The organism is Stenotrophomonas sp. HMWF023, assembly GCF_003060985.1.
In the GTDB taxonomy this organism is placed as follows: Bacteria; Pseudomonadota; Gammaproteobacteria; order Xanthomonadales; family Xanthomonadaceae; genus Stenotrophomonas; species Stenotrophomonas lactitubi.
This window is the reverse complement of record NZ_QAIJ01000323.1, coordinates 1-482: the sequence shown is the minus strand read 5'-3', so window position 1 is coordinate 482 and position 482 is coordinate 1. Positions and strand designations below refer to the sequence as shown.

At 66.4% G+C, this 482-nt stretch carries 1 pseudogene; it reads right to left on the bottom strand.

The window, feature by feature from the left end:
- Window positions 1-482 (bottom strand): annotated as a pseudogene (locus DBR20_RS23505) (S46 family peptidase); the annotation flags it as partial.

Below are 482 nucleotides of genomic sequence, written 5' to 3'. Positions count from 1 at the left end.
CGTCGGCGATCATCTTCAGCACCGCGTTGTAGTGGCGGGCGATGGTCGGGTAGGTGAAGCTGGCGGTTTCGTTGAACTCACCGGCCAGCGCGTAACGGTTGGTGCGGCCCGGGTAGCCGGCCACCATCACGAAGTCGTCGGCGCCCAGCGGCGTATCGGCGAACTTCAGGAAGTGCTTGGGCTGGTACGGCACGTTGTCGGCCGAGAACGCCGCCGGCTTGCCGTCCTTGCCGACGTAGGCGCGGTAGAACGAGAAATCACCGGTGTGGCGCGGCCACATCCAGTTGTCGACGTCGCCGCCGAACTTGCCGACGCTGCCCGGAGGTGCATAGACCAGGCGCACGTCCTTGATTTCCAGGTTGCGGAACAGGCGGTAGGTGTTGCCGCCGGAGAAGCTGTACAGGCGGCAGCGGAAGCCGGCATCGGCTTCACAGGCGGCAACCTGGGCCTTGTCGAAGGCATCCAGCGCGCGGCTGCGGGCC